General features: G+C 60.4%; 28 protein-coding genes. 17 read left to right on the top strand and 11 right to left on the bottom strand.

Features of this window, described 5'->3' with window-relative positions; translation table 11 throughout:
• Nucleotides 1–307 precede the first annotated feature (307 nt).
• Nucleotides 308–1,924: an L-aspartate oxidase gene (nadB, locus tag CXK91_RS05855; protein WP_103455339.1), complete on the top strand. Its 1,617-nt coding sequence runs from the start codon at nucleotides 308–310 to the stop codon at nucleotides 1,922–1,924.
• Here the strand turns inward: nadB and CXK91_RS05850 are convergent.
• Nucleotides 1,893–2,348: a protein YgfX gene (locus tag CXK91_RS05850; protein WP_103455338.1), complete on the bottom strand. Its 456-nt coding sequence runs from the start codon at nucleotides 2,346–2,348 to the stop codon at nucleotides 1,893–1,895. The two genes, nadB and CXK91_RS05850, sit on opposite strands and share 32 nt — an antisense overlap.
• Nucleotides 2,332–2,586, bottom strand: coding sequence for a succinate dehydrogenase assembly factor 2 (locus tag CXK91_RS05845; protein ID WP_103455337.1), 255 nt, complete (start codon nucleotides 2,584–2,586; stop codon nucleotides 2,332–2,334). Before CXK91_RS05845 ends, CXK91_RS05850 begins: the two co-directional genes overlap by 17 nt.
• Before the next feature lie 147 nt (nucleotides 2,587–2,733).
• Between CXK91_RS05845 and CXK91_RS05840 the strand changes: the two genes are divergently transcribed.
• From CXK91_RS05840 to CXK91_RS05830, 3 genes are all read left to right on the top strand, one after another.
• Entirely contained in the window at nucleotides 2,734–3,681 is a 948-nt protein-coding gene (locus CXK91_RS05840; protein ID WP_103455336.1) for a YgfZ/GcvT domain-containing protein, read from the top strand.
• Between the two features lie 113 nt (nucleotides 3,682–3,794).
• Nucleotides 3,795–4,631 carry an HDOD domain-containing protein gene (locus CXK91_RS05835; protein WP_103455335.1) on the top strand — a complete coding sequence of 279 codons (837 nt, stop codon included), beginning with the start codon at nucleotides 3,795–3,797 and terminating at the stop codon, nucleotides 4,629–4,631.
• Nucleotides 4,632–4,783: 152 nt separating this feature from the next.
• Nucleotides 4,784–5,299 (top strand): DUF4142 domain-containing protein, encoded by a 516-nt coding sequence (locus tag CXK91_RS05830; protein WP_103455533.1) that lies wholly within the window; start codon nucleotides 4,784–4,786, stop codon nucleotides 5,297–5,299.
• 32 nt (nucleotides 5,300–5,331) lie between these two features.
• On the opposite strand, the gene ung is transcribed toward CXK91_RS05830, so the two are convergent.
• Entirely contained in the window at nucleotides 5,332–6,027 is a 696-nt protein-coding gene (gene ung, locus CXK91_RS05825) for a uracil-DNA glycosylase (protein ID WP_103455334.1), read from the bottom strand.
• Between the two features lie 250 nt (nucleotides 6,028–6,277).
• On the opposite strand from ung, the gene CXK91_RS05820 reads away from it, so the two are divergent.
• The 3 genes from CXK91_RS05820 (at nucleotide 6,278) to CXK91_RS05810 (ending at nucleotide 9,668) form a co-directional block, all read left to right on the top strand.
• On the top strand, nucleotides 6,278–7,522 hold the full coding sequence (locus tag CXK91_RS05820; RefSeq protein WP_103455333.1) for an ABC transporter substrate-binding protein: 1,245 nt from the start codon (nucleotides 6,278–6,280) through the stop codon (nucleotides 7,520–7,522).
• A gap of 158 nt (nucleotides 7,523–7,680) precedes the next feature.
• Complete coding sequence (locus CXK91_RS05815; RefSeq protein WP_103455332.1) at nucleotides 7,681–8,499, top strand: enoyl-CoA hydratase; 819 nt, start codon at nucleotides 7,681–7,683, stop codon at nucleotides 8,497–8,499.
• A 59-nt stretch (nucleotides 8,500–8,558) separates the two neighbouring features.
• Entirely contained in the window at nucleotides 8,559–9,668 is a 1,110-nt protein-coding gene (locus CXK91_RS05810; protein WP_103455532.1) for an enoyl-CoA hydratase/isomerase family protein, read from the top strand.
• A gap of 7 nt (nucleotides 9,669–9,675) precedes the next feature.
• Here the strand turns inward: CXK91_RS05810 and CXK91_RS05805 are convergent, their stop codons facing one another.
• A complete protein-coding gene (locus CXK91_RS05805) occupies nucleotides 9,676–10,080 on the bottom strand; it encodes a hypothetical protein (RefSeq protein WP_103455331.1) in 405 nt (134 codons plus the stop codon).
• 232 nt (nucleotides 10,081–10,312) lie between these two features.
• Here CXK91_RS05805 and rsxA point away from each other — a divergent pair, with 232 nt between their 5' ends.
• The 8 genes from rsxA to CXK91_RS05765 all read left to right on the top strand — a co-directional run bounded on the left by rsxA (nucleotide 10,313) and on the right by CXK91_RS05765 (nucleotide 17,890).
• Complete coding sequence (rsxA, locus tag CXK91_RS05800) at nucleotides 10,313–10,897, top strand: electron transport complex subunit RsxA (protein ID WP_003282096.1); 585 nt, start codon at nucleotides 10,313–10,315, stop codon at nucleotides 10,895–10,897.
• Nucleotides 10,894–11,469: an electron transport complex subunit RsxB gene (rsxB, locus tag CXK91_RS05795; RefSeq protein ID WP_103455330.1), complete on the top strand. Its 576-nt coding sequence runs from the start codon at nucleotides 10,894–10,896 to the stop codon at nucleotides 11,467–11,469. The genes rsxA and rsxB overlap by 4 nt, the downstream gene beginning before the upstream one ends.
• Nucleotides 11,466–14,333 carry an electron transport complex subunit RsxC gene (gene rsxC, locus CXK91_RS05790; RefSeq protein ID WP_103455329.1) on the top strand — a complete coding sequence of 956 codons (2,868 nt, stop codon included), beginning with the start codon at nucleotides 11,466–11,468 and terminating at the stop codon, nucleotides 14,331–14,333. The genes rsxB and rsxC overlap by 4 nt, the downstream gene beginning before the upstream one ends.
• A 103-nt stretch (nucleotides 14,334–14,436) precedes the next feature.
• Nucleotides 14,437–15,465, top strand: coding sequence for an RnfABCDGE type electron transport complex subunit D (locus tag CXK91_RS05785; protein ID WP_103455328.1), 1,029 nt, complete (start codon nucleotides 14,437–14,439; stop codon nucleotides 15,463–15,465).
• Nucleotide 15,466: 1 nt separating this feature from the next.
• Entirely contained in the window at nucleotides 15,467–16,243 is a 777-nt protein-coding gene (rsxG, locus tag CXK91_RS05780) for an electron transport complex subunit RsxG (RefSeq protein WP_103455327.1), read from the top strand.
• Entirely contained in the window at nucleotides 16,240–16,953 is a 714-nt protein-coding gene (locus CXK91_RS05775; RefSeq protein ID WP_103455326.1) for an electron transport complex subunit E, read from the top strand. The genes rsxG and CXK91_RS05775 overlap by 4 nt, the downstream gene beginning before the upstream one ends.
• Before the next feature lie 10 nt (nucleotides 16,954–16,963).
• Nucleotides 16,964–17,602, top strand: coding sequence for an endonuclease III (gene nth, locus CXK91_RS05770; RefSeq protein ID WP_103455325.1), 639 nt, complete (start codon nucleotides 16,964–16,966; stop codon nucleotides 17,600–17,602).
• 108 nt (nucleotides 17,603–17,710) lie between these two features.
• Nucleotides 17,711–17,890: a PA3496 family putative envelope integrity protein gene (locus CXK91_RS05765; RefSeq protein WP_003282969.1), complete on the top strand. Its 180-nt coding sequence runs from the start codon at nucleotides 17,711–17,713 to the stop codon at nucleotides 17,888–17,890.
• Nucleotides 17,891–17,943: 53 nt separating this feature from the next.
• On the opposite strand, the gene gloA is transcribed toward CXK91_RS05765, so the two are convergent.
• From gloA to CXK91_RS05750, 3 genes are all read right to left on the bottom strand, one after another.
• The gene (gene gloA / locus CXK91_RS05760; protein ID WP_003282968.1) at nucleotides 17,944–18,336 is read right to left on the bottom strand and encodes a lactoylglutathione lyase; all 393 of its coding nucleotides are present in this window, start codon (nucleotides 18,334–18,336) and stop codon (nucleotides 17,944–17,946) included.
• A 95-nt stretch (nucleotides 18,337–18,431) separates the two neighbouring features.
• Nucleotides 18,432–19,649 (bottom strand): argininosuccinate synthase, encoded by a 1,218-nt coding sequence (locus CXK91_RS05755; RefSeq protein ID WP_103455324.1) that lies wholly within the window; start codon nucleotides 19,647–19,649, stop codon nucleotides 18,432–18,434.
• Nucleotides 19,650–19,736: 87 nt separating this feature from the next.
• Nucleotides 19,737–20,630 carry a flagellar protein MotY gene (locus tag CXK91_RS05750; RefSeq protein WP_103455531.1) on the bottom strand — a complete coding sequence of 298 codons (894 nt, stop codon included), beginning with the start codon at nucleotides 20,628–20,630 and terminating at the stop codon, nucleotides 19,737–19,739.
• 165 nt (nucleotides 20,631–20,795) lie between these two features.
• On the opposite strand from CXK91_RS05750, the gene pyrC reads away from it, so the two are divergent.
• Together pyrC and rnt are read left to right on the top strand one after the other, a co-directional pair.
• Nucleotides 20,796–21,839: a dihydroorotase gene (gene pyrC / locus CXK91_RS05745; RefSeq protein WP_103455323.1), complete on the top strand. Its 1,044-nt coding sequence runs from the start codon at nucleotides 20,796–20,798 to the stop codon at nucleotides 21,837–21,839.
• Nucleotides 21,836–22,510 carry a ribonuclease T gene (gene rnt, locus CXK91_RS05740; RefSeq protein WP_103455322.1) on the top strand — a complete coding sequence of 225 codons (675 nt, stop codon included), beginning with the start codon at nucleotides 21,836–21,838 and terminating at the stop codon, nucleotides 22,508–22,510. The genes pyrC and rnt overlap by 4 nt, the downstream gene beginning before the upstream one ends.
• Nucleotides 22,511–22,635: 125 nt before the next feature.
• Here the strand turns inward: rnt and thrC are convergent, their stop codons facing one another.
• The 4 genes from thrC to dsbC all read right to left on the bottom strand — a co-directional run bounded on the left by thrC (nucleotide 22,636) and on the right by dsbC (nucleotide 26,864).
• On the bottom strand, nucleotides 22,636–24,045 hold the full coding sequence (thrC, locus tag CXK91_RS05735; RefSeq protein ID WP_103455321.1) for a threonine synthase: 1,410 nt from the start codon (nucleotides 24,043–24,045) through the stop codon (nucleotides 22,636–22,638).
• A gap of 85 nt (nucleotides 24,046–24,130) precedes the next feature.
• Nucleotides 24,131–25,435, bottom strand: coding sequence for a homoserine dehydrogenase (locus CXK91_RS05730; RefSeq protein ID WP_003282962.1), 1,305 nt, complete (start codon nucleotides 25,433–25,435; stop codon nucleotides 24,131–24,133).
• A 104-nt stretch (nucleotides 25,436–25,539) separates the two neighbouring features.
• Nucleotides 25,540–26,037, bottom strand: a complete 498-nt coding sequence (locus CXK91_RS05725) for a GFA family protein (RefSeq protein WP_103455320.1) — start codon at nucleotides 26,035–26,037, stop codon at nucleotides 25,540–25,542.
• Between the two features lie 101 nt (nucleotides 26,038–26,138).
• On the bottom strand, nucleotides 26,139–26,864 hold the full coding sequence (gene dsbC / locus CXK91_RS05720; protein WP_103455319.1) for a bifunctional protein-disulfide isomerase/oxidoreductase DsbC: 726 nt from the start codon (nucleotides 26,862–26,864) through the stop codon (nucleotides 26,139–26,141).
• Between the last annotated feature and the right edge of the window lie 111 nt (nucleotides 26,865–26,975).

Raw genomic sequence — 26,975 nt, 5'->3', positions numbered from 1 at the left:
TGAACCGACCTGCCAGAATAGACCCGGGCTTTACGCAAAAGTTCTCCCCCTCCTAGCAAGCTATCCTGCAATACCTGACGGCGATTGCACCGCAGCGTTGCGCTAAATTGACTAGCGACGCCGTCCTGGTGTCCATAGCAAACACGCACCGCCCATTCGCGATGGCCAGCTGGTTTGCATTCACAACTGCCTATTGAGCCACCCCAACGAGGAAAAGTTCCGCTCGTTAGAAGACAAATGCACAGTCATCTATTTTGACGCTACATCCCGTCTATATACTAGAGCTCGTTTTTCCGCGGAATTGAACATGAATCAGGTTCAACGATACGACGTCTTGGTCATCGGTAGCGGCGCCGCCGGCTTGACCCTCGCCCTCAATCTGCCGGCTGATCTTCGCGTTGCTGTGCTCAGCAAGGGCGACCTGGCCAATGGATCGACCTATTGGGCACAAGGGGGCGTCGCCGCAGTTCTGGACACCACTGATACCGTGGAATCACACGTTGCCGACACGCTGATAGCGGGCGGCGGCCTCTGCCAGGAAGACGCGGTCCGCTTCACCGTCCAACACAGTAACGAGGCGATCCAGTGGCTGATCGAACAGGGCGTGCCGTTTACTCGCGATGACGCACCTGATCGCGAGGACGGCAGTTTCGAATTCCACTTGACGCGCGAAGGCGGGCATAGCCACCGCCGCATCATTCATGCGGCAGATGCCACAGGTGCCGCTATTTTCAATACCCTGCTCGCGCGGGCCAGAACCAGGAGCAACATCGAACTGCTCCAGCAGCGCGTCGCGGTTGATCTAATCACCGAGCACAAACTTGGGCTTCCTGGCAGGCGCTGCCTTGGCGCCTACGTACTCAATCGCAGTACCGGGGAAGTGGAGACATTCCAGGCGCGGTCCGTGGTTCTAGCAACCGGCGGGGCCGCCAAGGTATACCTCTATACCAGCAACCCGGACAGCGCCTGCGGTGACGGCATTGCTATGGCATGGCGTGCCGGCTGTCGAGTTGGCAACCTCGAGTTCAACCAGTTTCATCCGACATGCCTGTATCACCCGCAAGCCAAGAGCTTTCTGGTCACCGAGGCACTGCGCGGAGAAGGCGCTCTGCTCAAGCTGCCAAATGGCGAGCGCTTCATGCCACGCTTCGATGCTCGCGAGGAGCTGGCACCGAGAGACATCGTCGCGCGCGCCATCGATCATGAAATGAAGCGCCTAGGCATTGATTGCGTCTATCTGGATATAAGCCATAAACCCGCAGAATTCATCAAAGCCCACTTCCCGACGGTTTATGAGCGGTGCCTGACATACGGCATCGACATCACCTGCCAACCCATTCCGGTCGTGCCTGCAGCGCACTACACCTGCGGCGGCGTAGTCGTTGACCAGGCGGGCCATACCGACATCCCCGGGCTCTACGCGATTGGTGAAACCAGCTTCACCGGTCTGCACGGCGCCAACCGCATGGCGAGCAATTCGTTGCTGGAGTGCTTCGTTTACGGTCGCGCAGCCGCACAGGACATTCTGCGCCAGCTGCCGCAGATCACCGCCCCAGCCCAGCTCCCCACGTGGGACGCCAGCCAAGTTACCGACTCCGACGAGGACGTGATCATTGCGCATAACTGGGATGAATTGCGGCGCTTCATGTGGGACTACGTCGGCATCGTCCGCACCAACAAACGTCTAATGCGTGCGCAACACCGGGTTCGGCTGCTGCTCAGCGAGATTGATGAGTTCTACAGCAACTATAAAGTCAGTCGCGACCTGCTCGAACTGCGAAATCTGGCGCTGGTTGCAGATCTGATGATTCGCTCAGCCATGGAGCGCAAGGAGAGCCGCGGACTGCATTACACCCTCGACTATCCTGACCTGCTACCGCAAGCCGTCGACACTATTCTGGTGCCGCCCACCTACGCCGACTGAACTTAAGCCGCACACGCAGACGACGATGCTGCTCGTGCGGCAGCGAGTCGCGAGGAACACAGACGCTTCTAGCGAAGCGTCGTCCGGGCAGACGGAAGCGAAGAACAACCACCAAGGGCAGCGCCAGGCTGTCAGGCAGCAGCTGAACCGGCTGCCAGCCCTGCTGCTCGCTCCATAGGTGCCAGCCAAACTGATCGTGACGCAGGCCGCACCACGCCCGACGGCTGGATAACAAAATGCCACGCGGCATTACGTACCAAGCATGGACAAATCCCAGCAGCAAGCAGATCACCTGCAGCCAAAGCGGGGCCGCCGACAGCAGGATTGCCGCCAAGGCCAGCACCTGAGCGACAAGGTAGAGCGCCAACAAAAGACCAGAGGGTCGCCAGCGGCACTCGAAAGGCTGGTTACTTGGGCTGGACACGATCGAGAATCATGCGAACCATGCGCCGGAGATCTTCGTCCTCTGGCTCCCCACGCTGCATGAACCAACCAAACATGTCCTGATCTTCGCAGCTCAGGAGTTTGCGGTAGCAGCGCTGATCCTCCTCATCGAGATCCGGGTAGACCTCCTTGACGAATGGCACCAGCAGCACATCCAGCTCCAACATGCCGCGACGGCTCTGCCAGAACAGACGATTGAGTTCGGATTGCTCAGCCATACATCGGCTCCTGTTGAGAAGGCGCGCATTATAGCGACTGCGCTGAGCACTTCAGTCGCTTTTTTCGCAACACTACAAACCAGCCACCACGCAACCGTTTTCATCGGCCTGTTATGATGCCCACCCGGATTCCGAAGACGACTGATCATGAACGACACTGCTTATTTTTGCGTTCTGTCGCATGAGGGCGTCCTTGCCGTACGCGGCCCGGATGCCAGCAAGTTTCTCCAGGGTCAGCTGACCTGCAACCTGAACTACCTCAATGCCGAGGCGTCCAGCCTAGGCGCGCGCTGTACCCCCAAGGGGCGCATGCAATCGAGCTTTCGCATCGTGCAAGATGGTGATGGCTACCTGCTGGCGATGGCCAACGATTTACTGCAATCGCAACAGGCCGACTTGAGCAAGTACGCCGTATTCTCCAAATCGCGCCTCAGCGATGAGAGCTCCAATTGGTGCCGGTTTGGTCTTTGCGGTGGTGACGGCTCGCTGGTCAGCCTCGGCCTGGATCTGCCTCAGTCTGCCGACGCGATTGCGCGTTGCAACGGCATGATTGCCATTCGCCTCAATGACGGCCGCGTAGAGCTTTGGGTATCTGGCGCCGACGCCCCCCAGATTCACGCTCGCCTGAGCGCACAGCTTCGCGAGGCACCTGTTAACCGCTGGCTGCTCGATCAGGTTCGCGCGGGCGTGGGGCAGGTATTCGGCAGCACCCGAGAGCTGTTCATCCCACAAATGATCAACCTCCAAGCGCTTGGCGGCGTTAGCTTCAAGAAAGGCTGCTATACCGGCCAGGAGATCGTGGCGCGCATGCAGTACCTGGGCAAGCTCAAGCGGCGCTTGCATCGCCTCGCGATTGAAGGCGCGCAGGATGAGTTGCCAGCACCTGGCGCAGAGCTGTTTTCGCCGGTTCACGGCTCCAGCGTCGGTGAGGTGGTGCTTGCGGCTACCAGCGCTGACGGAATTGAACTGCTTGCCGTAGTGCAGGAGGACGCGGCAGCCGACGGGCGCCTGTACCTCGGATCACCGGACGGCATGCCGATGACGCTACTCGATCTACCCTATAGCCTGAATCCGGACAAGGAAATTCAGCGCTAGTGCGAACCGGAACCAGAAACTAGATAACCCAGAGGCGCACCATAGGCGGCAGGCCGAGGCCAGCGTAACCATAAGCGCCCGAGCAACTCTGACCGACACCTTAAAGGAATGACATGAGCACCCTTGCCGAGAAAGTCCAGCGTGAACTGACGCTCGCGATCGAGAACGATGAACTGGTCCTGCCCACCTTGCCGGAGGTGGCGCTGCGCGTCCGCGAGGCCGCCGAAGACCCGGATATCAGCATCCCTGCGCTAAGCAAAGTGATCGGTAACGATGCGGCGGTGACCGCCCGCATCATCAAGGTGGTCAACAGCCCGCTGTTGCGCACCAGTCGCGAGATCGACGATCTGCAGATGGCTATCAGTCGCCTGGGCATCAATTACACCTGCAACTTGGCAACGGGCCTCGCCATGGAGCAAATGTTCCAGGCAACCACCGACTTAGTCGATCGAAAGATGCGCGAAGTCTGGAACAAGAGTACCGAGGTTGCCGCCATCAGCCATGTGCTCTGCCGCCACTACACACGACTCATGCCCGACCAGGCGACGCTCGCGGGCCTGATTCACCAGATCGGAATTCTGCCGATTTTGACCTACGCCGAAGAGCACAGTGCGCTGCTTGCAGACTCGTTCAGCCTCAATCACGTCATCGACAAGATTCACCCCTTGCTCGGCGAGAAGATACTGCGGGCCTGGGACTTCCCCGACGCCATCGCTTCGGTCGCAGGCCAATACACCGACTTCCAGCGCAACTCCGCCACGGTCGATTACGTGGACATCGTCCAAGTCGCGACGCTGCAGAGCTATATGGGCACCCAACACCCCTACGCGCAGCTGAATTGGAGCGAAATCCCGGCCTTCGCCAAGCTGGGGCTGGATCCAAGTGAACTCATGCAGGAAGACGAGGACCTGTCCGCCGCGATGGATGCCGCAATGACCATGCTTCAATAGACAACACCGTCTGCCGTCACCGTTCGCCCGAAAGCGAGGAACCGTCCCCCATGACACCTAGTCACAAAAAGGGACGGCAATTTCGCCGCATTGTGGTTTCGTGTCTCACCTGCGACCGACACGACCCCTGGTGAAAAAAGGAGAACGCGATGATGGCCAGAACAACTAAGACAATCTTCTCAGGCACCTTCGGCTTACTGCTCGGGCTAGCCGCCAACATGGCCCTGGCTGCAGAAGGTGACAACTTCGTCGACGAGGCTTCGGCGAAGGGCATCGCCGAAATTGAAACGGCAAAGATGGCGCTGGACAAGGGCACGTCCCAGGACGTGAAGCAGTTTGCGCAGAAGATGATCGACGATCACACCAAAGCCAATCAGGAGCTCGCACAGTTAGCGCAGCAGAAAGACCTTGAGATGTCCGACGAAGCAACGCTGATGGACAAGGCCAAAGCCATGATTCTGAAGCTACGCGAAGGCGAGAATTTCGATAAAGCCTATGCGAACAATCAGGTCGTTGCTCACGAACAGACGATCGAGCTGTATCGAGAATATGTAGAAGACGGCGAGAATGCGGATCTCAAGCAGTTTGCTCAGAAAACGCTGCCGAAGCTCGAAGAGCATCTGAAGCACGCCAAAGACCTGCAAGCCAAGCACGGCGACAAGAATTGACTCTCAAGCCCGATGCCCCGTCGGGCATCGGGCTAAACCTCTGCCGGCAGCTGCCAATCGATAGCCTGCATCCCTTGCTGTTTGAGGAACTGATTGGCCCGACTGAAATGCCCATTACCGATGAATCCGCGGTGCGCAGATAGCGGCGATGGATGCACCGATTTCAGCATCAGGTGCCGTGTTGCATCGATCAGCTTCGCCTTCGACTGCGCATGCGCGCCCCACAGCATGAAAACCAGATGCGGCCGGCGCTCGCCCACCACTTCGATTATCCGATCAGTAAACTGCTGCCACCCAGCCTTGGCATGTGACCCCGCCACACCCTGCTGTACGGTGAGCGACGTATTGAGCATCAGCACGCCCTGCTCTGCCCAATGCTGCAGATAACCATGTCTCGGGATATCCAGATTCAGATCGCGCTTCAATTCCTTGAAGATGTTCTGCAACGATGGCGGCGGGGTTATGCCTGGCTGTACCGAGAAGCATAAACCATGGGCCTGTCCCGGACCGTGGTAAGGGTCCTGACCGAGAATGACCACCTTGACCTGGTCGAGCGGCGTCGAGTTGAGCGCGTTGAATATCATCGGCCCAGGAGGATAGATCGTCTTGCCTGCTGCCTTCTCGCGGCGCAAAAAAGCCCCGAGTTCGCGCATGTAGGGCTTATCGAACTCCTCGAGCAGTGCTTCCTTCCAGCCGGCCTCGAGCCTGATGCGATCATCTTGAGTCATGAGCTATTTCCGGGTGGCCAAGCCGCCGAACCCTAAAAAACCCAGTCATCATTGTCAACGGCAAAACCACCCGAGCATTGCGTTACCGCAATATCAGCCCCCCTCCTTTAGTCATAATCGCACTTGGCTCACGTACTGATGCAGGTACGCCTTCCAGAGCGCACATATAGAGTGACGCAAGCACCAGTCGCAAGGTAAAAAAGCCAACTGCCAATACACCAATAACAAAAGCGATAACAAGGAACATGCTATGAAGCGGATTACCCTCTTGGCGTTAGGGCTGGGGTTCTGTCTTACGGCTCAGGCTGCCGACCCCATCACGCTTGGTCTGAACTACCCCCGCACCGGCAGCTACAAGGAAGAAGGTCTGGCGCAGATGCGCGGAGCCTTGCTGGCCATCGACGAGATCAACGAGGCCGGTGGCGTGCTCGGACGCCCTCTGCAATTGATCAGTCGCAATAGCGCCTCGCGACCCGACAAATCCATCGCCAATGTTGACAAGATGGCTGACGAAGGCGTCGCCATGCTGTTTGGCGGCGTATCCAGTGCAGTGGCGATCGCCGCCAGCAAGCGCGCCAAGGAACGCGGGCTGCTCTACTTCGGCACCCTCACGTATTCCAACGACACCACAGGCAAAGATGGCCACCGCTACATGTTCCGCGAATGCAACAACGCCTGGATGAGCGCCCGAGTACTGGGTCAATATCTAAACGAAAACATGCCGGGCAAGACGTACTTCTACATCACCTCCGATTACACATGGGGCCACACCAGCGAAAGTTCGCTGCGCCAAGCCACCGGCACTGTCGACGCGAACAGGCACCAAGGAATCAGGACAGCCTTCCCGGGCGCGCGCCTTTCCGAGTACCGAGCCGCACTTGAAAAGGCAGCCAACAGTGACGCCGAGGTGCTGGTATTGGTGCTGTTCGGCGAGGATATGGTGCGTGCCATGCGCATCGCCGATGAACTCGGCCTGAACAAGAAGATGCAGATCGCAATCCCCAACCTCACACTTTCGATGGTCGAGTTGGCTGGCCCTGACATCATGCGCGGCGTGCTCGGAACCGAGCCCTGGACCTGGCGTGTACCCGAGCTGGAAGGCTCCGAGCGCGGCAAAGCTTTCGTACGCAACTTCGGCGACCGTTATCAGACCCACCCGTCCAGTTCCGCCGCGTCGGCTTACAGCATCGTATATCAGTGGGCGGACGCCGCCACTCGCGCCAAGAGCATCGGCAGCGAGCAGGTCATCGCAGCGTTGGAGAACCACAGCTACAGCCTGCTCAAGGATCAGCAGCAGTGGCGCGGGTTCGACCACCAGAACGTGCAGACCGTCTATGCCGTTCGCGTCAAGCCTCGCGACGAAGTGCTCAAGGATCGTTTCAAACAGGACTATTTCGAAATCGTTCATCGACTGTCGGGCGAGCAGGCAGCACCTACGCTTGCCGAATGGCAGGAAGAGCGTCGTGTCGGCGGCCAGCCGGCTAGACTACAGTGACACAAGCACGGCGTGACGGAGCAGCAACTCCGGCACACCGCGCAGGTCCGCTGAACGATCGGAACGCTGCAACCTCGCTGCGCTGATGGGCTCTGAAGAGGAGCGGCGTGCCTGTATCGCTTGTCCGCGGACGTCCGAGCGCCACGAGGATTTCGAACATGACCACTGCCGTAGAGCCATACCAAGCCGGCGTCTTCGACCTTACCCACAAGCTGACCGTGGAAAAGCATGGTCACACAGCCCTCATCACGATCAATCATCCGCCCGCCAATACCTGGGACCGAGAGTCGCTGATCGGTCTCAAGCAGATCATCGGCCACCTCGACCACGATGATGAAATCTACGCGCTGGTGATATCCGGCCAAGGCGACAAGTTCTTCAGCGCCGGCGCGGATTTGAAACTCTTCGCTGACGGTGATCGCAATCGAGCTCGAGAGATGGCACGACGCTTCGGCGAAGCCTTCGAGGCGCTGCGCGACTTTCGTGGTGTATCCATTGCGGCGATCAACGGCTTCGCTTTGGGTGGAGGGTTGGAATGTGCACTTGCCTGCGATCTGCGGATTGCGGAGCAGCATGCACAGATGGGACTTCCCGAAGCCTCAGTCGGACTGCTGCCCTGCGCCGGCGGCACCCAGGCGCTAGCCTGGCTGGTCGGCGAAGGCTGGGCCAAACGCATGATCCTCTGCGGCGAACGCATCACCGCGGAAACGGCGTTGCGCATCGGCCTTGTGGAGCAGGTGGTGGAACCAGGCCAGTCTCGCGGCCATGCATTGATGCTCGCATCTCGAGTCGCACGACAAAGCCCTGTGGCGGTGCGTGCAATCAAACCGTTGATCAATGCAGCAAGACAGCGGGTGCCCAACACGCTCGCTGCGGCCGAACGCGAGGCGTTCGTCGAGCTGTTCGAGGCCGAAGACACCCTTGAAGGCGTCAATGCGTTTCTTGAAAAACGCGACCCTCGCTGGCGCAACCGTTAAGCGCCGCGCCACGCAAAAGACCGTGAGCACTGCCAAACAACGAGGTGCCGAGAATGCCTATGCACGTCACCCTTGAACAACGCCCTGCGTTGCACGGCATGCAAGTCGCCATTGCCACCCTAGACGCAGCGGAGCAACTCAACACGCTGAGCTTGCCGATGATCGAAGCATTGCTTGATCAGCTTCGTCGCTGGGCGGCTGAGCCGGCGGTGGCGTGTGTGCTCTTGCGGGGAAACGGCGCCAGGGCGTTCTGCGCTGGCGGCGATGTACGGCACCTTGCGCAAGCGTGCCACGCAGAGCCCGGGGCAGTGCCGTTACTGGCCGAGCGCTTTTTTGCCGACGAGTACCGTCTTATCCACCTGATGCACCACTACCCGAAACCACTGATCTGTTGGGGCCATGGCTATGTAATGGGCGGCGGCATGGGGCTGTTGCAAGCTGCAACGACCCGAATCGTCACGCCGGACAGTCGCCTGGCGATGCCGGAAGTTGCCATCGGCCTGCATACCGATGTCGGCGCAAGCTGGTTTCTCCCGCGCCTCCCAGGCAAGCTGGGCCTGTTTCTCGGCCTAACCGGCACGCATATCAATGCACGCGATGCGCTGGATATCGGCCTTGCCGATCGCTGCCTGATGAGCGACCAACAGCCCGAGCTGATCGAAGGACTGGTGCAGATCAATTGGCAGGATCAGGCGGACCGCCAGCTTCACAGCCTATTGCAGGCCCTGACCAAGCAGGCAACAGAACAACTCCCCGAAGCCCGCCTGATGTGGCGGCGTGAGCGTATAGATGAATTGCTCGATGTCGCCGACCTGCCCCAGGCCTGGCAAGCCCTGACCGCCATTCAGCGCGATCCGGACGAAGTGTTTGCACAGGCCGCTCACAACCTGATCAACGGCTGCCCGCTAAGCGCTCACCTGATCTGGGCTCAGCAGGAGCGAGGAAGAAAGCGTTCGCTGACACAGGCATTGCAGATGGAATACGCACTAAGCCTGAATTGTTGCCGCCATCCTGAGTTTGCCGAAGGCGTTCGTGCACGACTGATCGACAAGGACAACCACCCGATCTGGCATTGGCGCGACGTCTACAGCATTCCATCCGCTATCGTAAACGCGCATTTCGAGCCAACATGGGATGGGGCGCACCCGCTGATAGGCTTATCTGAATGACCGCCCATCAGCGTCGGTAGTAGTGGCGCCCACCCCGGTCGTATTGCGGGCGCAGACGATGATCGCGGCCATCCCTGATTAGCGGTGGCCGCTGATGCCGGTGCTCCTGTCGCCACTGCTGTCGCCGTTCCACGCCACGGTGCCGATCGTAGTACTGCGGCGGCAGCTGGCTCTGGTAACGCGGCGGTAGATTGTGCTGATACTGTGGATAGTGGGAATAGGGGCTACGCGGGTCATACTGATGCGGACGACGGTCCTGACGGTAGCCTTGGTTATACTGCCGCGGGCTCTGGTTGAAATAGCGAGGGCTCTCGGCTTGAAACACCCATACGCCGTCCCGTCGCTCCGCGTGGGCCTGTAGGCTCATACCCAGCCACATGCAGAGTAGAATCAATAAATAACGAATGCTCATGGAACCACCTCCGAGGGTGTCACAGGCTTCTATCCATCAGACCACAACCCCGAGCCAGCTGCAGAAACAGCGGACAACCGGCAGGCCTGGCACGAAACTCCACACCTCCAAGCGTCGCTCGAGTACCGCGACGGGCCGCCGCAGCTTGTATGGCTGGCGCCGCTTCCCGATAATAGCGGCCCTTTAGCCCCAAGGCTCTCGCAGAGCGGACGGAACGGGAAATAGACCCTAGATGACCGAACTCGCCCTGATCATGGTTAGCGCCATCCTGGTCAACAACTTCGTGCTGGTGCAGTTCCTCGGCCTGTGCCCGTTCATGGGCGTTTCGAAGAAGATCGAAACCGCCATCGGCCTGTCACTAGCCACAACCTTCGTGCTGACGCTTGCGGCCATGTGCAGCTACCTGGTCCAGCAGTACGTGCTCAAACCGTTGGATCTGGAGTTCCTGCGCACCATCAGCTTCATTCTGGTGATCGCGGTGACCGTTCAGTTCACCGAAATGGTGGTGAACAAGACCAGCCCACTGCTATACCGGGTACTCGGCATCTTTCTGCCGCTGATTACCACCAACTGCATCGTACTCGGCGTAGCGCTGCTCAATGCCAACAAGGCCGAATTCACCTTTCTCACCGCCACCGTCAACGGCTTCGCCGCGGGCCTGGGCTTTTCTCTGGTACTGGTGCTGTTCGCTGCCATGCGTGAGCGCATCGCCATTGCCGACGTGCCCAAGTCATTCCAGGGCGCAGCGATCGGCATGGTAACCGCCGGACTGATGTCCCTGGCGTTCATGGGCTTCACCGGGCTGATCAAACTATGAGCGCGGTCCTCATTGCGGTGGTCGCCCTGCTCGGCCTGTGCCTGCTCGGCGGAGCCATCCTCGGTTTCGCCGCTGTGCGCTTTCGTGTCGAAGGCGACCCGATCGCCGAACAGATCAACGCCCTGCTGCCACAGACTCAGTGCGGCCAATGCGGCTATCCGGGCTGCAAGCCCTACGCCGAAGCCATCGCCGGTGGCGACAAGATCAACAAGTGCCCACCGGGCGGCGAAGCGACCATCCAGGCCCTGGCCGACCTGCTCGATGTCGAGGCGGAGCCACTTGATGCCGAAGGCGGCGAAAAGCCGCAGATGGTCGCCTACATCCGCGAAGCCGAGTGCATCGGCTGCACCAAGTGCATCCAGGCCTGTCCGGTTGACGCCATCGTCGGTGCCGCGCGGCAGATGCACACCGTGATCATCTCCGAATGCACCGGCTGCGACCTGTGTGTCGAACCCTGTCCGGTGGACTGTATCGACATGATCGAAGTCGGCAGCAACCTGCAGAGCTGGAAATGGAGCCGGCCGCTGGCGCCCGGCCAGCTGATCGCAACTGATCGGGAGCAGGCCGCATGACCGTACTGAAGATATGGGACATCCACGGCGGTATTCATCCGCCTGAGCACAAGGATCTGTCCAACCACACGCCGATCCAGCCGGCACCGCTACCCAAGCGCCTCGTCCTACCATTGGCGCAGCATCTGGGCGCTCCGGCGGAGCCCTGTATCACGCTGGGCGAGCGAGTGCTCAAGGGCCAGCAGATTGCGACTGCCAGCGGCTTCGTCAGCGCGCCGCTGCACGCCCCCACGTCCGGGGTGATCAGTTTTATCGGCCCGCAACCCTTCCCTCATGTGTCAGGCATGCTCGCCAATGCGATCGTCATCGACAGCGACGGCGAAGACAAATGGGTCGATCTGCACCCGCAACCGAATTACCGCGAGCTCGAACACGCCACGCTGCTTGAATTGATTCGCCAGGCCGGCATCAGTGGCCTTGGCGGCGCCGGCTTCCCCACCGCCGTGAAGCTAAGTCCACCGCCGACCCAAGCGATTCGCACGCTGATCATCAACGGCACCGAATGCGAACCCTACATCACCGCAGACGACCTGCTGATGCGCGAGAAAGCGGCCGAACTGGTGGCGGGCATCGAGATCCTTGCCCACCTGATTCAGCCACAGGAAGTACTGATCGGCATCGAAGACAACAAGCCCGAAGCGATTGCCGCTGTTCGCGCCGCTATCGGCGAGCGGTCGTTCGTGCTGAAAGTGTTCCCGACCAAGTACCCCTCCGGCGGCGAAAAGCAGCTGATCCAGATTCTCACCGGCGAGGAAGTGCCCAGCGGCGGCCTGCCGGCAGATATCGGCATGCTCTGCCAGAACGTCGGCACCTGCGTAGCCATCCATGACGCAGTGGTCCTCGGCAAACCGCTCATCTCACGCATCACCACCCTCACCGGCGAAGCGCTGGCACGGCCGATGAACGTCGAGGTGTTGATCGGCACACCGATAGACGAGTTGCTGGCCTTCGCCGGCCTCGAGCAAAACCGGCTCAATCGGTTGATTATGGGCGGCCCGATGATGGGCTTTACCTTGCCTTCGCTTGAGGTCCCGCTAGTCAAGACCACCAACTGTCTGCTGGCCAGTACGCTGGAAGAATTGCCGCCGCCGCCGCCCGCACTGCCCTGCATCCGCTGCGGTGAGTGCGCCGAAGCCTGCCCGGTCAGCCTGCTGCCGCAGCAGTTGCATTTCTTCGCTCTCGGCCAGGAGCACGAACAGCTCAAGGCTCATCACCTGTTCGACTGCATCGAGTGCGGCGCCTGCGCCTACGTTTGCCCATCCAGTATCCCCTTGGTGCAGTACTACCGTGCCGCCAAAGGTGAGATTCGCGAGTTGGAGCAGAAGCACCAGAAAGCCGAACACTCCAAACAACGCTTCGAGCTACGCCAGGAACGCCTGCGCCGAGCCGAAGAACAGAAAGAAGCCGAACGCAAGGCCCGCGCCGAACGCGCAGCGCGCGCCAAGGCCGCGCAAAGCGAGAGCAGCCCGGCCGCGGCCACAACCGGTGAGGCTTCGGCACAGAAGACCGGCCTTTCCGAAACGCAGAAGAAGCTGAAGATCGAAGCCAGCATGGCCCAGGTCGCCTTGAAAAAAGCCGAAAAACAGCTGGCCACCCATGCCACCACCGAGCTGGAAGCCCAGGTTGCCGACCTGCGCAGCGCCGCCGAGGCCGCACAGCGTGCGCTGGACGCTGCTAAGCAGGTAGAGGCTGCGACATCCAGCGCGACGGCGCCAGCGGCAGACGACGCAGCTGCGAAGAAAGCCAAGATCGAAGTCGCCATGCTCAAGGCGCAGATCCGCAAGCTGGAAAAGATCGAAGCGCCGGACGACGACCAGCAGGCCGAACTCGCCCGTCTGCGTCAGCAACTGCACGAAGCCGAACAGGCTCTCAGCGCCGCGCAGAGTGCTGCACCCGCTCCCGCCGCCAAGTCGGCCGATGACGAAGCCCTGAAGAAAGCCAAGATCGAAGTCGCCATGCTCAAGGCGCAGATCCGCAAGCTGGAAAAGATCGAAGCGCCGGACGACGACCAGCAGGCCGAACTCGCCCGCCTGCGCCGGCAACTGCACGAAGCCGAACAGGCTCTCAGCGCCGCGCAGAGTGCTGCGCCCGCTCCTGCCGCCAAGTCGGCCGATGACGAAGCCCTGAAGAAAGCCAAGATCGAAGTCGCCATGCTCAAGGCGCAGATCCGCAAGCTGGAAAAGATCGAAGCACCGGACGACGACCAGCAGGCCGAACTCACACGCTTGCGCCAGCAACTGCACGAAGCCGAACAGGCTCTCAGCGCCGCGCAAAGCGCAACACCCGCGCCAGCCGCCAAGCCAGCCGCTGACGATACGCTGAAGAAAGCCAAGATCGAAGCCGCGATGCTCAAGGCGCAGATCCGCAAGCTGGAAAAGATCGAAACGCCGGATGACGATCAGCAGGCCGAACTTGCCCGCTTGCGCCAGCAGCTGAACGCCGCCGAGCAGGCGCTCAGCGCCGCGCAAGACGCAATACCCGCGCCGGCCACCAAACCGGACGCTGACGAAGCGCTGAAGAAAGCCAAGATCGAATTGGCGATGAAACGCGCCGAACTCAAGAAAGCCGAAAAAGCCGGTGCAGAAGAGGCGGAGCTCAGTCGCCTGCGTGACGCACTGGGCGCAGCCGAGCAGGCTTTGCATGCCGTAGAAGACGCCTCGCAAAAGCCGGCGCCGGAACTGGTACGCACCAGCAAGCCAGGCGTCGATGATCGCCAGCGAGAGCTCAAGACCGAACTTGCCTTTGCCCGAGCCGACCTGCGCAAGCTTGAGCGTGACGAGAATGCAGAGCCGGCCGTGGTAGAAGCGGCCCGCACACGGTTGAGTGAAGCGGAGCGCCAACTCGCGGACTACCAAAGCTCATGAGCGCTGCGCATGGAACAGGCGCAGCGCTGGCGCCATTAACGCATCTGATTCGTCGGAAGGTTGCTTAGCCTTCCAATGACAACGCTTTAACACCGGAGAGCCAATGGCCCTGCCCCGCATCACTTCCCCCCATGCCAAGGGGCCCAGCCGTACCCAGCGCGTCATGCTGCTGGTGCTCGCTGCCACCCTGCCCGGCGTGGTTGTGCTGACCTGGCTTTACGGCGCCGGCACGCTGATCAACCTGGCTTGGGCCTGCATAGCCGCACTCGGCTTCGAGGCAGCAATCCTCAGGCTGCGCCAGCGCCCGGTAGGTTTCTTTCTGCGTGATGGCAGCGTGCTGGTAACCGCCGTTTTGCTGGCCCTCGCGCTGCCGCCCTACTCACCCTGGTGGCTGACACTGATCGCCACCGGCTGTGCTGTCGTGTTCGGCAAGCAGCTTTATGGCGGCCTCGGCCAGAACCCCTTCAATCCGGCGATGATTGGCTACGTAGTAGTGCTGATCTCCTTTCCAGTCGAAATGACCACCTGGCCTGTGCCACACAGCGTCGGGCTAAGTGCCGGCTTGCAGCATATCCTCGGCATTGCCTCGTTGCCTGATGGTTGGACCCAGGCCACGGCTCTCGATGTACTGAAGGTAAACAAAAGCCTGACCATCGACGAGCTGTGGAGCAACCCGGCGTTCGGCCACTTCGGCGGCATCGGTTCGGAAGTGGTGAACCTGGCGTTCCTGGCCGGCGGCCTGTTCCTGCTGCACAAGCGGCTGTTCAGCTGGCACGCACCGGTAGGCATGCTCGCCGCGTTGATGCTGATGAGCCTGGTGTTCTGGAACGGCTCGGGTTCCGATAGCAACGGCTCGCCGCTATTCCACTTGCTCAGCGGCGCCACCATGCTCGGTGCGTTCTTCATCGTTACCGACCCGGTCAGCAGCGCCACCAGCCCGAGTGGACGCCTTATCTTCGGCGCTGGCGTCGGCATTCTGGTCTATGTCATCCGCGCCTGGGGCGGCTACCCGGATGGGGTGGCCTTCGGTGTGCTGCTGATGAACCTGGCCGCACCGACCATCGACTACTACACTCGCCCGCGCACCTACGGCCACCGCAAGGCCGAGCGCGGCTTCAAGCTGGGCGAATGACATGATGCTTCCTGAAATCAGCCGCTCAATGCTGAAGAACGCCGCAGTGCTGGGCCTATTCGCAATCGTCACCGTTGGGGCGGTGACCCTGCTTCAGCAGGGCACTGCCGAACGTATCCAGGCAGCCGAACGAGCCGCGCAGGTACGCGCGCTGGGCGAAATCCTGCCGCCCGGCAGCTATGATAATCAGCTTCTGGACCACAGCGTTTTGATTCAGGATCGCTTGCTTGGCAACAAGAGCCCGCTGCCCGCCTATATCGCCATCAAGGAGGGCCGGCCGACCGCTGTGATCATCCAGGCCATCGCCCCGGATGGCTACAGCGGTGCTATCCATCTGTTAGTGGGCATTCACGCCGATGGCCGCGTCGCCGGCGTGCGGGTCATCGGCCACCGTGAAACCCCTGGTCTGGGCGACAAGATCGACCTCGCCAAGAGCGCTTGGATTCGCAGTTTCGAAGGCAAATCACTAAGCAATCCCGAGGACGCCGGGTGGGCGGTAAAGAAGGACCGAGGCGAATTCGATCAGTTCGCAGGCGCCACCATTACCCCGCGCGCCGTCGTCGGCGCCGTGCATCGCGCCTTACAGTACTTTGATGCACACAAGGCCGAGCTACTGGCAACCGACAGTGATTCAGGTGCAGCCGCCACCGTCGGCAACCTGGAAGGCCGCAGCGAGCCAGCCGAGGCCACTGTCCACTCCCGTGCCGGCAGCGCAGCCACCCGCGATGAGCTGCATACCACCGAGCCTGAAGCCGAGCCGCAAGGGGATCAGCCATGAGCACACCCAGCTATAGCGAATTGACCGTCAACGGTCTGTGGAAGAACAACCCAGCACTGGTGCAGCTGCTCGGGCTCTGTCCGCTGCTCGGCGTCAGCAACTCGGCGGTCAACGCCCTCGGACTCGGCCTGGCGACAATGCTGGTGCTGACCTGTTCGAACATCGGCGTCTCACTGGTGCGCGGCGTGGTCAATACTGCGGTGCGTCTGCCGGCATTCGTGATGATCATCGCTGCGCTAACCACCTGCATCGAGCTGCTTATGCAGGCCTTTACCTACGAGCTGTATCAGATCCTCGGCATTTTCATCCCGCTGATCACCACCAACTGCGTGATCCTTGGACGCGCCGACGGTTTCGCCGCCAAGCACAACCCGCTGGTCGCGGGATTCGACGGCTTGGTCATGGGCGTCGGCTTCTGTCTGGTGCTAGTAGTGCTCGGCGGACTGCGCGAACTGTTCGGCACCGGCGCGCTGTTCGCCAACATGCACTTACTGTTCGGCCCTATCGCCGCTGACTGGCAGATCACTCTGTTCAGCGACTACAAGGGCTTTCTGCTGGCGATCCTGCCACCTGGCGCATTCATCGTGCTTGGCTTGCTGATCGCCTTGAAGAACCGTATCGACCAACAGCTCGCAGAACGCGCCCGCGCGGCGCAACCCGCCGCGCCGGCCGCCAGCCGCCGCGTACGCGTAACCGGTGTGATCGAGTGAGCCTGGCTGGATGAACGCTGAGAAGCGCAGGGAGATCTTTCGGCGCCTGCATGAAGACAACCCCGAGCCAAAGACCGAACTGGCGTACAGCACCCCTTTCGAGCTGCTGATCGCGGTGATCCTCTCAGCCCAGGCCACCGATGTCGGAGTCAACAAGGCCACAGCCAAGCTCTATCCTGTGGCCAATACCCCGGAGGCGATCTATGCGCTCGGTTACGACGGGCTCTGCGATTACATCCGCACCATCGGCTTGTATCCGAGCAAGGCCAAGAACGTCATCGAGACCTGCCGCATCCTGATCGAAAAGCATGGCAGCCAGGTTCCAGACAATCGTGAAGCCCTGGAAGCCCTTCCCGGCGTGGGCCGCAAGACCGCCAATGTGGTGCTGAACACCGCGTTCCGCCAATTCACCATGGCGGTGGACACCCACATATTCCGGGTCAGCAACCGCACAGGCATCGCCCCAGGCAAGAATGTCTTGGAGGTCGAGCGAAAGCTGATCCGCTTCGTGCCAAAGGATTACCTGCTCGATGCTCACCATTGGTTGATCCTGCACGGACGCTATGTCTGCAAGGCGCGCAAACCGCAATGTGGCAGCTGCCGGATCGAAGACCTGTGCGAATACAAGCACAAAACGTCGGACGATTGAGCGCGCTAGTGAAAAGCTTGCAGCACGATTGAAAAAAACTTTTTTACCGGCCTCCAATTTGCGGCTATAAGGTGCGCCAAGAGCGCCCCGTAGCCTTGGAGTGAACAAGTGGCCGAGAAAGAAGACATTCAAATCGAAGACGATTTCATCGCCGAAGATGACGATGAGAGCAGTGAAGCTCCTGTCGAGGTCGCGAAGACCAATCTGACTAAGCGTCGAATCATCGACAACCTTCTGGAGGAACGCCGCCTGCAGAAACAGTTGAACGACTTCGACTTCGATCTATAAAGAAAAAAGCCCCGAAAGGGGCTTTTTCATATCCGCTTATTCCATGCCGCCGATCAGTCGGCGCGCTTGGGCGAAAGCAGTTCAATCTTGTAACCGTCCGGGTCCTCTACGAACGCCAGAATGCTGGAGCCGTGCATCATTGGCCCTGGCTCGCGGGTAATCTTGCCGCCACGGGCGCGGATGTCTTCGCAAGCTTTGTAGACGTCTTCCACTTCCAGGGCGATATGGCCGTAGCCGTTGCCCAGTTCGTACGTCTCGACACCCCAATTATGGGTCAGCTCGATCACGCTGTTATGCGCCTCGTCGCCGTAGCCGACGAAAGCCAGGGTGAACTTGCCGTCCGGATAATCTTTGCGGCGCAGCAGGGTCATGCCCAGCACTTCGGTGTAGAAGGCGATGGATTTTTCCATATCGCCGACACGCAGCATGGTATGCAGCAGTCTCATGATTCAGGTCTCCTCGTTCGGCAGCGCTTGTGGCATTGCAGAAAGTACAACCCCGGCACGTGGCCGGGGTCGGTTGGCTCAGGCGCGCCAGCTTATCAGAACTGGGTGCGGCCCTTTCCAGCAGCGATGCGCATGCGCAGCGCGTTAAGCTTGATGAAGCCGCCAGCGTCCGCCTGGTTGTAGGCGCCGCCATCCTCTTCGAAGGTCGCGATATTAGCGTCGAACAGCGAATCGTCAGACTTGCGACCGACGACGATGACGTTGCCCTTGTACAGCTTCAGGCGCACTACACCGTTCACGTTTACCTGGGAGGCGTCGATCATTTGCTGCAGCATGCTGCGCTCCGGGCTCCACCAGTAGCCGTTGTAGATCAGGCTGGCGTACTTGGGCATCAGCTCGTCTTTCAGATGCGCGACTTCGCGGTCGAGGGTGATCGACTCGATAGCGCGGTGGGCCTTGAGCATGATGGTGCCGCCGGGTGTCTCGTAACAGCCGCGGGACTTCATTCCCACATAGCGGTTCTCGACGATGTCCAGGCGACCGATGCCGTTCTGGCCGCCGATGCGATTCAACTCGGCCAATACCTGAGCCGGGGACATGTCCTTGCCGTCAATGGCGACGATATCGCCCTTGCGGTAGGTCAGCTCGATATAGGTCGGCGCATCTGGAGCTGCCTCGGGAGAGACAGTCCACTTCCACATGTCTTCCTCGTGCTCGGTCCAGGTGTCTTCCAGCACACCGCCCTCATAGGAGATGTGCAGCAGGTTGGCATCCATGGAGTACGGCGATTTCTTCTTGCCGTGACGCTCGATCGGGATGGCGTGCTTCTCGGCGTAATCCATCAGCTTCTCGCGCGACAGCAGATCCCATTCGCGCCAGGGAGCGATCACTTTGACGCCGGGTTTGAGCGCATAGGCGCCCAGCTCGAAACGAACCTGGTCGTTGCCCTTGCCGGTGGCACCGTGGGAGATGGCATCGGCACCGGTTTCGTTGGCGATCTCGATCAGACGCTTGGCGATCAGCGGACGGGCGATGGAGGTGCCCAGCAGGTACTCGCCTTCATAAACGGTGTTGGCGCGGAACATTGGGAAGACGAAGTCGCGGACGAATTCTTCGCGCAGGTCATCGATGTAGATTTCCTTGACGCCCAGAGCCTGCGCCTTGGTACGCGCTGGCTCGACTTCTTCGCCCTGGCCGAGGTCGGCGGTGAAGGTCACCACTTCACAGTTATAGGTGTCTTGCAGCCACTTGAGAATCACCGAGGTGTCCAGGCCACCGGAATAGGCCAGAACTACCTTCTTAACGTCCGCCATGCCATCAGCTCCACGGGTTGTACGGAAAACCCGAGATTCTACCGGTCATGGGCCGGCTTTTATAGGGGCGCACCGTTGCGCCTGCACTCAAGATGAAGGAGCGACGGCGGCTGTGGGCGCGGCCGCCGGCGCCGTCTCCCGTTCCAGGCGCAACGTAACCCGCCGATTCTTGGCGCGATTAGCCTCGCTGCTATTGGCGACTACCGGATAGCGCTCGCCATGGAAGCGCAGCGTAATCTGCTCTTCCGGCACCCCGTTGGCGACTAGGTATTCCTGCACTGCCAATGCACGACGTCGGGAAAGGTCGCGATTGAGCAGGCGGTTGCCGCTATTGTCCGAGTGGCCATCGAGCTCAATGCGGTTCACGCTGGGATCAGCACGCATGTACTGAAGGACGGTGTCGAGCCTGGCGCGCCCTTGGGCATCCAGCACTACGTCACTGCTCGGAAAGCCGATCTGCGACTGGCGAACCTGGTCGTAGTTGACCGGCAGCAATTTGGCCGCGCAGGCGCGATAGTCCTCGTAAGCCTTGGCAAAACGCGCAGGCAACAGACGAATCTCCAGCGTATCGCCGCCGTGCAACGTGCGGTGCCGAACCACTGGGCTGCGCCCCTCGAGCAGCCCCGTCAGCAAACGGCCAGCCTGTAGCTGCGTGCTGTTGAACGGAATATCGCCACCATTGACGGATACCACGCCAAGATTGATATCACTGCGTGAGGGCTGCCAAGGTGCAGCGGCGGCGAGAAGAGTGGCCGATCCGGCGCCAAGCCAACGTTCCGGCGAGTGCAGGCGGAACACCGCCTGCTCACCGGCGCGACGCACGAACTCGCCACTGCCGAACCCGGTGATTGGCTGCGTCAGCCGGCACTCGAACTGATCGCCTTCAACCTGCCATTGCACCCGCTCCAGTCGGGTCTGGAATGTCAGGGCGCTGGCCGGTGAGGCGAGCAGGCACAACAGTACGAGGGGGCGCAGGCGCACGATGAACTCCGAGAGGATGCGTATTCCTTCTTGGTATCGGTGCCCGGCCCGCAAACTTGAGCGCGGCAACGCCAGCGATCCTGCTTCAGCAGACGAAGGCAAGATGCCGCGCTCGGGCTTTTCCGGTAGCATTCGCGCACGTTTCACCCGCCTGGAAACCCCTGCATGTCCGACCGACTCACACTGCTGCGCCCCGACGACTGGCACATTCACCTGCGCGACGGCGCTGCACTGCCTCACACCGTCGCCGATGCTGCTCGCCAGTTCGCCCGCGCCATCATCATGCCGAACCTGGTTCCACCGGTACGCAACGCCGAAGAGGCCGAAGCCTATCGCCAGCGCATTCTGGCGGCCCGGCCTACCGGCAGCGGTTTCGAGCCACTGATGGTGCTGTACCTCACCGACAGCACCAGCCCTGACGATATCCGTCGGGCCAAGGCCAGCGGCTTCGTGCATGCAGCCAAGCTCTATCCGGCCGGCGCCACTACGAATTCGGCCTCCGGCGTAACGGCAATCGACAATATCTTTCCAGTGCTGGAAACCATGGATGAAGTGGGCCTGCCGCTGCTGGTCCACGGCGAGGTCACCCGAGGCGAGATCGATATATTCGACCGCGAGAAGTACTTCATCGACGAGCAGTTGAGTCGCGTCACGGCGCGTTTCCCAACGCTGAAAGTAGTGTTCGAACACATCACCACGCGTGACGCGGTGCAGTTCGTCGAAGCAGCCAGCGCCAATGTCGGTGCCACCATCACGGCGCACCACTTGCTGTACAACCGCAACCATATGCTGGTGGGTGGCATTCGCCCGCACTTGTTCTGCCTGCCAGTGCTCAAGCGCAACGTCCACCAGGAAGCGTTGCTGGATGCCGCCACCAGCGGCAGTCCGAAGTTCTTCCTCGGCACCGACTCGGCACCCCATGCCCAGCACGCGAAGGAAGCCGCCTGCGGCTGTGCCGGCTGCTACACCGCCCATGCCGCCATTGAGCTGTACGCTGAAGCTTTCGAGCAGCGCCAGGCACTGGATAAGCTGGAACCCTTCGCCAGTCACTTCGGTCCGGACTTCTATGGCCTGCCACGCAACACCACCCAGATCACTCTGGTACGCGAGGAATGGAATGTGCCAGCCAACCTGCCGCTCGGCGAGCAGATCGTCGTGCCGCTGCGTGCCGGAGAACAACTGCACTGGCGTCTGGAGACAAGCGCATGAGTGAAGAACAATTCGAAGACGAACTCGAGGAGCACCTGCCCGGCAAACCCCGATCGCCCATGGCGCGGCGTTTCCGTGGTTTCCTGCCGGTCGTAATCGACGTGGAATGTGGTGGCTTCAACAGCGCGACGGACGCCCTGCTGGAAATCGCCGCCGTAACCATCGGCATGGACGAACAAGGCCTGCTATATCCCCAGGACACGCTGTTCTATCGCGTAGAGCCATTTGCTGGCGCAAACATCGAGCCCGCTGCGCTGGAGTTCACCGGGATCAAGCTCGATCATCCGCTGCGCATGGCGGTCCCCGAGTCGCAGGCACTGACCGATATCTTCCGCAGCGTGCGCAAGGCGGTGAAATCCGCCGGCTGCAAACGCGCGATTCTGGTAGGTCACAACAGCAGCTTCGACCTCGGCTTTCTAAACGCCGCCATCGCCCGGTGCGAGATCAAACGTAATCCGTTCCACCCCTTCTCCAGTTTCGATACGGCTACCCTCGCCGGCCTCGCCTACGGCCAAACCGTTTTGGCCAAAGCCTGCCAGACTGCCGGGATCGACTTTGACGGCCGCGAAGCTCACTCGGCCCGTTATGACACCGAGAAGACGGCGGAGCTGTTCTGCGGCATCGTCAATCGCTGGCGTGAGATGGGCGGCTGGGAAGAGTTCGACGAGTAACGGGCGGTTCTGACGTAGAGCCGGCGGAGCGATAGCGCTCCGCTGCGGCCAGCGAATACCGCAATAGACGTATAGAAATGAAAAAGGCCAGTCCTCAGACTGGCCTTTTTTGTGCAACCGCAGCGTTAAAGCGGCTTGCCGCGATTGCCGTGTTGGCCCACGAACGCCTGGATAGCCTTCAACTCATTCGGTAGCACCGTACAACGCTCTGCTCGCTCGAACAGATCAGCCAGATGCGCGGGCAACGCGAGTGCCTGGCCAATTCCTGCCTTTTCCACTGCATCCGGGAATTTTACCGGGTGAGCGGTCCCCAATGTCACCATCGGGATGCTGAGACTGCGGCGGCATTCGCGCGCAGCATGCACACCGATCGCGGTATGCGGATCGAGCACCTCGCCGGTCTCCTTGAAGACCTGGGCAATGGTGGCGCAGGTCTGCTCATCATCCACGGCCAGCGAATCGAACAGCTTGCGTGCTTCGGTCCAGCGCTCCTCTTCCACGGACAGCTTGCCGCTGGCACGGAAGCCATCCAGCAACTCCGCCACGGCCTTGCCATTGCGCCCATGCAGGTCGAACAGCAGACGCTCGAAATTCGACGACACCATGATGTCCATCGACGGCGACAGCGACGCGTGCAGGGTATCTTTGTCGTAGCGATTGCCGGACATGAAGCGATGCAGGATATCGTTTCGATTGGTGGCAACGATCAACTGGTTGATCGGCAGGCCCATGTTACGCGCCAGGTAGCCGGCGAAAATGTCGCCGAAATTACCGGTTGGCACGGAGAAAGCCACCGAACGCGCTGGACCACCGAGTTGCAGCGCAGCGTGGAAGTAGTAAACGATCTGGGCCATGATCCGCGCCCAATTGATCGAATTGACCGCCACCAGACGAGTGCTCTTAAGGAAGCCCTGATCGGCAAAGCTGGCCTTTACCATCTCCTGGCAGTCATCGAAATTGCCTTCGATGGCGATGTTGTGGATGTTGTCGCCGGCAATGGTGGTCATCTGCCGGCGCTGCACTTCCGACACTCGCTTGTGCGGATGCAGGATGAAGATATCGACATTCTCGCAACGACGGCAGCCCTCGATCGCGGCCGAACCGGTATCCCCGGATGTCGCCCCCATGATGACCACGCGCTCACCACGCTTGGCCAGCACATAGTCGAGCAGACGACCAAGCAGCTGCAGGGCAAAATCCTTGAACGCCAAGGTCGGGCCATGGAACAACTCAAGCACCCACTCATTGCCATTCAGCTGACGCAGCGGAGCAATAGCGCTATGGGCGAAAACACCATAGGTCTCTTCGAGGATCTGCTTGAAATCGGCATCAGGAATGCTGCCGGCAACGAAGGGGCGCATAACCCGAAAGGCCAGCTCGTGATACGGCAGGCCAGCCCAGGAAGCGATTTCTTCTACTGTAAAACGGGGCAGGTTTTCCGGCACATAAAGGCCGCCATCGCTGGCCAGACCAGTCAGCAGGACGTCTTCAAAATTCAGGGCCGGCGCCTGGCCGCGAGTGCTGATGTAGCGCATTTCATCAAACCTTCGGTTTGCGCGGCAGGCTCACACTGCAGGCGTCAGGCTGTTCCATGCCTGCAGCTTGCGGCCTGCAGCATGGTTAATTGAGCTGTTCGACGCGGATGCGCACGACCTTGTCCACTACATCGTCGAGCGCTTCCAGCGCAGCGATGGCATCGTCGATGCGCTGCTCGACCACTCGATGGGTAACCAGAATGACCGGCACCAGGCCGTCCTGCTCCTCAGCCTCTTTTTGCATGATCGATTCGATGTTGATCCCGCGCTCAGAAAGGATGCTCGCGACCTGAGCCAGCACGCCCGGATGATCCTTGGCCTGGATCCGCAGGTAGTAAGCGCTTTCGCAGGCGCTGATAGGCAGAATCGGGTGGTCGGACAACGAGTCCGGCTGAAACGCCAGATGCGGCACACGGTTATTCGGGTCGGTGGTCAACGCGCGGGTGACATCTACCAAGTCGGCAACCACTGCCGAGGCGGTCGGATCCATGCCAGCACCCGCGCCGTAGTAGAGCGTGCTGCCGACGGCATCGCCATTGACCATAACGGCATTCATCACGCCATTGACGTTGGCGATCAAGCGGTCGGCTGGAATCAACGTGGGATGGACGCGCAACTCGATACCGGCATCGGTGCGCCGAGCGACACCCAGGTGCTTGATGCGATAACCCAGCGCCTCGGCGTAGTTCACGTCAGCCGTGGTCAGCCGCGCGATACCTTCGGTGTAGGCCTTGTCGAACTGCAGCGGAATACCGAAAGCGATCGAGGCCAGGATGGTCAACTTGTGCGCAGCGTCGATACCCTCGACATCGAACGTCGGGTCAGCCTCGGCATAGCCCAGCTCCTGGGCTTCCTTGAGAACGTCCTCGAAAGTACGCCCTTTCTCGCGCATCTCAGTGAGAATGAAGTTGCCGGTACCATTGATAATGCCAGCCAGCCAATTGATGCGGTTGCCGGCCAGCCCTTCACGAATCGCCTTGATAACAGGGATGCCACCCGCGACCGAGGCCTCGAAGGCAACGATTACGCCCTTCTCGCGCGCCTTGGCGAAGATCTCGTTACCGTGCACAGCGATCAGCGCCTTGTTGGCAGTGACCACGTGCTTACCGTTCTCGATAGCCTTGAGCACCAGCTCCTTGGCCACGGTGTAGCCACCGATCAACTCGACGATGATATCGATCTCAGGGTTGTTCACCACATCGAAGAGGTTCGCCGTAACGGGCGTCGCACCGGTATCGCACTTGGGGTTCGGATGCCGAGTGGCAATCTGCGCAACCTCGATTCCGCGCCCGGCACGGCGGGCAATCTCCTCGGCGTTGCGTTTGAGCACATTAAAGGTACCGCCACCGACGGTTCCCAGCCCACAGATGCCAACTTTCACCGGTTTCAAGCTGAACTCCCCATTCACAGCGAAGCGATCGGACTTGCCGATCGACAAAAGAGTCGCACATTACGAAGGGAGCAGCTTTTAGTCAATCGGCCGCGGCCCCGAGGCTAGCGAGATGAGCCGCCAAGACCCAAGCGCTGATGCCATTGCGCGAGCGACTCATCAGGATACTCGGCAAAGCAGCGATCATCCGCCTGCACGTGCGGCTCGACCCAGCTTGCCTTGGAGTCGAGCATCAGATGCGTATGCTCCGGCGGTACGGGCAGCTCGGTGTCGATTGCGCTAGCAAACGGGTGCATCAAATCGGGCCAGGTCGGATCCCACAACCACAGTGCACTGGCGCAAAGCCTGCAGAAATTACGGCGCCCCTCGCTGACGCTCACCTCACCCGTTTGCGGATCGGCCAGCCGCGCCTGATAGACACCGAGATGCTCACGACCTTCAACCTGCAGGGTTCTATAGTCGCCGCCTAGATTGATGGCGTAGCCACCACCGCCCGCCGTCTTGCGACAAATCGAGCAGTAACAGCGCATAAAAGGATAGGGCTGTGCAGACTCAAGACTGAATCGCACCGCCTGACAGTGACAGGAACCTTCGAGCTTCATCGCGACCTACCTCGTTCAGACCTAAAGGGTTTGAACGCGACAGGCCACGCAGTTCCAAGGCCACCCTTCGGCCCGGGGTAATCGGACCAATGGCCAGCCCCTCACTCGGCCGCGAGCGCGACCTCGGCCAGCTGTGCCGCCGGCTGATAACCTGGAATCATCTGACCGTTGGCAAGGACGATGGCCGGCGTGCCTTGCACACCAATCATCTGGCCTAGCTGGTACTGCTTGGCGATGGGAGTCTCACAGCTGGCCGCAGGCAGGTCCTCACGGGCCTTAGCCTTATTCATGGCATCCTGACGATCCTTGGCACACCACACGCTGGTCAGAGTATTTGCCCCTCGACTACCCATTCCCTGCCGTGGAAAGGCAACATAACGAACTTCCACACCAAGATTGTTCAGCTGCGCCACTTCGCTATGCAATTTCTGGCAATAGCCACAGTCGGTATCGGTAAATACCGTGATATGCGTCTTGGGAGCCTTGGGTGCAAACACCACCATTTCGTTCGCAGGGATCGCATTGATCTGTTTTGCGACCGACTTGCTCTGCGCCTGTTCGGTCAGATTGACGGCCTGACCGCCCTTGAACTGATAGAGATAGCCTTGGATCACGAACTGGCCATCGGCACTGGCATACAGCTGCCGGCCGCCTTCCAACTGGACCTGATAGACGCCCGGCATCGGGCTCTCGGCAATGGCCTCGATAGGCATGTCCGGCTGAATTTTTTGCAGCGACTGACGGATCGCCTGATCCGGATCGGCGGCCATTACAAAGGTGCAGGCCAGACCGAAAGCGGCGGCAGCGAACAAACGAATCACGCCCATGGGAACTCCTGGCAGCGACGATCAAGGAAAGGCGCAAAGCCTACCATAGCAACGCATGGCAAACTGCTCGCTGCGTCGCCAACGACTGCCTGAGACCGGCCAGCTGCGGAA

It is taken from the genome of Stutzerimonas stutzeri, from assembly GCF_002909485.1.
GTDB lineage: Bacteria > Pseudomonadota > Gammaproteobacteria > Pseudomonadales > Pseudomonadaceae > Stutzerimonas > Stutzerimonas stutzeri_AH.
Note: the sequence above shows the minus strand (reverse complement) of the source record. Positions and strands in the feature narration are given on the sequence as shown.